Raw genomic sequence first — 2,611 nt, 5'->3', positions numbered from 1 at the left:
CATACATGCACCTCTTACTCATGTTATGCCCGAACACAAAATTTCTGACACTCCCCGCGAAGAGGCCGTACCATTCAACGAGAATCCCACCGCCTGTACATCAATCTCAAAGCCTGAACCGATCCACCGACTGCGACAACCTCCCCGCCAGACTCGACAACTCATCCGTTGTCGAAGCCGTCTCCCCGATCACCTTGCTGTTGCCCTCCGACATCCCCGCAATCATCTCCACCTGATGGGCAATTTCGTTGCTGGCCAGGCTCTGTTCGCCGATGGTGCGGCTGATGTCGTTGACCAGTTGCGTGGTGTTGAGGGTGGCGTCGAGGATTTCGCGGATGGCGCGTTCGACTTCGGCGGTGACGGCCATGCCTTTGTCGACCTGGGCCACGCCCGCCTCCATGCTGGTCACCGCTTCGCGGGTGTTTTGCTGGATGCGCGAGACCATGGCGGCGATTTCCTGGGTGGAGGCGCTGGTGCGGCCGGCCAGGCTGCGCACTTCGTCGGCCACCACGGCGAAACCGCGGCCCTGCTCGCCCGCTCGGGCAGCTTCGATGGCGGCGTTCAGTGCCAGCAGGTTAGTTTGATCGGCGATGCCTTTGATCACTTGGATGATGCTGAAAATCCCCTCGGATTCCTTGTCCAGGGTGCGGATCACCTGGGCCGACTGCTGCGCGGAACGGGCGATGCCGTCCATGTCGTTGACCACTTGATGGATCACCCGGCCGCCATCCTTGGCCAGGGTTTCGGCCTGATTGGCCATGTCCAGAGCGCGCTCGGCGTGCCGGGTAATCTCTTCGATACTCGCGGTCATTTCGCTGGCGGCCGCGGCCATGGTGCTGGCGGCTGCGCTCTGCTGCTGACTGCTGCCAGCGACTTCATGGCAACCGTTGCTCAGCAATTCGCTCATGCCACTGACACCATGGGCGTTGCTGCGCACCACTTCGATCATGCCGCGCAGGTCACGCTGCATGGTGGCGAGGCTGCGGATCAGTTGCCCGGCTTCGTCGTTGCGTTGAGTCTCGGTGATCGGCTCGCTGAGGTTGCCGTGGGCGATGCTGTCGGCGATGCGACTGGCGGTCTGCAACGGCCCCATGATGCTGACGATGGCCGAGCGACCCAGCACCAGCAGCAACAACAGGCTGGCAATGAGCACCGAGCCGACGGTGAGATTGGCATTGCTGACGGCCTGCGCCGTGCCTTGGCTGGTGTGCTGCGTGTTGGTTTCAATCAGCTCGCTGAGCGCCGCCATCTGGTCTTCCAGTTGGCTGAACGTGGCGTTGAAGGCGCTCAATTCCTTTTCCGCGGCGTCAGGATTTTCCAACGCCAGCCCGACAATGCGCTCGGCCGCGCCGATGTAGGTGTCCAGGCTCGGTTTGATCTGGTTCAGCGCGGTCTTGAGGGTGTCGTTGACCGGCAGCTTCAGATTGTCTCCGAGCATCTGCCGAAAATGCGCGGCGTGCTCCTCCAGAGAACCGCGCACATCGGCCTTGCTGCTGGTGCTTTTATCCAATCCCACCAGCATCGCCGAGAGCACGTCGGCGCGCAGGGCGTCGTGCATCATGTCGGCTTCCAGATGATTGCGCAGCGCGGACATGCTGACGTCATTGTCCTGCACCGCCTGTGCCATCTGGCCATTCCCCAGGTAACTCACCAGCCCCATGATCAACGCGGTGAGCACGCCGGTCCCGATCAGCAACAGTAAACGCAGTTTTATGGACACTCTGTGGTTCCTCTTTTCGCACGTTTTCGAATGACGCAAGCCCATTGCTGAAAGGGTTATCGGCGAGCATTTGCGGTTGTTGAAAGCCTGCATCCGGTTATAGCGGGTTTTACGACGTGCGGTAGTCGTGGTTTCAGACCGATCCCCTTTGCCCCGTCTTCCATTTCAGAGAAAACCTGCTAGGTTGTACGACGACTTACAACAACAAGGAAATACCCATGAAAAGAGTCAAAGTGCTGGTTGGTTTTCTCTGCCTGTTCAGCGGCTACGTCGCCGCCGCCCCTTCCACCAGTGACAAGGATGTTGCCCAGGCTGTCGATCATCTGACCGACGCGATGCTGCACAAGAACATCGCGCAGCTACAGGCCCTGACCGCCGACAACCTGACGTACGGGCATTCCAGCGGAAAGATTCAGGACAAGAAGGCGTTCATCGAAGATATCGAAACGGGGAAAAGCGCGTTCAAAACCCTGGAAATGCAGAACCAGACCATCACCGTTTCCGGTGACGTAGCGCTGGTCCGCCACCACTTCTCGGCGCAGGCGATCAAGGGTAACGATGTGGTGCCGACCGAGATCGAGAACTTCCAGATCTGGCAGAAACAGGGTGGGAAATGGCTACTTGTAGGACGACAGGCCTATAAATTCTGAACCCATAGTTTCTGCGCTCAGCCGCCGAATTTGTGAACGACACAACCCCTGTAGGAGCAAGGCTTGCCTGCGAAGGCGTCTGGTCAGACAGCATTGATGTTGGATGTGCGGGCCTCTTCGCGGGCAAGCCTCGCTCCTACGGGTTTGGTGTACAGATGCCGGAATTGTGAACGACACAAATCCCTGTGGGAGCGGGCTTGCTCGCGAAGGCGTCGGGTCAGTCAACATTTGCTTCGACTGA

At 59.3% G+C, this 2,611-nt stretch carries 1 protein-coding gene and 2 pseudogenes; 1 reads left to right on the top strand and 2 read right to left on the bottom strand.

The window, feature by feature from the left end; genetic code table 11:
- Window positions 1-106: 106 nt before the first annotated feature.
- Together ACW9JE_RS30180 and ACW9JE_RS30175 are read right to left on the bottom strand one after the other, a co-directional pair.
- A pseudogene (locus ACW9JE_RS30180) lies at window positions 107-703 on the bottom strand (methyl-accepting chemotaxis protein); the annotation flags it as partial.
- A 261-nt stretch (window positions 704-964) separates the two neighbouring features.
- A pseudogene (locus ACW9JE_RS30175) lies at window positions 965-1,660 on the bottom strand (HAMP domain-containing protein); the annotation flags it as partial.
- 278 nt (window positions 1,661-1,938) lie between these two features.
- On the opposite strand from ACW9JE_RS30175, the gene ACW9JE_RS30170 reads away from it, so the two are divergent.
- Window positions 1,939-2,370 (top strand): nuclear transport factor 2 family protein, encoded by a 432-nt coding sequence (locus ACW9JE_RS30170; protein WP_457434843.1) that lies wholly within the window; start codon window positions 1,939-1,941, stop codon window positions 2,368-2,370.
- Window positions 2,371-2,611: the final 241 nt, after the last annotated feature.

The sequence above is a fragment of the Pseudomonas sp. SDO55104_S430 genome (genome assembly GCF_054070595.1).
This window is presented reverse-complemented; position numbering and strand designations above follow the sequence as displayed.

Coding starts and splice junctions, on each gene's coding strand:
- ACW9JE_RS30170 (WP_457434843.1), top strand. CDS start 1,939: ATGAAAAGAGTCAAAGTGCTGGTTGGTTTTCTCTGCCTGTTCAGCGGC.